The organism is Leyella stercorea (assembly GCF_021531655.1).
Genome location: NZ_JADYUF010000135.1, coordinates 1 through 234, shown reverse-complemented (window position 1 = coordinate 234; position 234 = coordinate 1). Strand labels below are relative to the sequence as shown.

Annotated in this window: 1 pseudogene; it reads right to left on the bottom strand. The window is 47.0% G+C overall.

From position 1 onward, the window contains the following. Positions 1-234, bottom strand: a pseudogene (locus I6E49_RS14355) (IS5/IS1182 family transposase); the annotation flags it as partial.

Below are 234 nucleotides of genomic sequence, written 5' to 3'. Positions count from 1 at the left end.
TGAATTCCACCGTTTCGTCTGTCTTGGTATTGTCTTGTGCTATGCAGTCGTCAACCTGGGCAAGCAGAGCCTTAACCTTGTCCATCAATCTGGCACGGTTACGCTCAACTGTCTTACGCCAGACAAACGTATACTTGTTGGCCTTCGACTCTATCTTCGTACCGTCTACATACTCCACGTCGAGGCTTACATAACCTTTCGTTGCAAGAATGAGTACGAGCTGTGTGAATATGT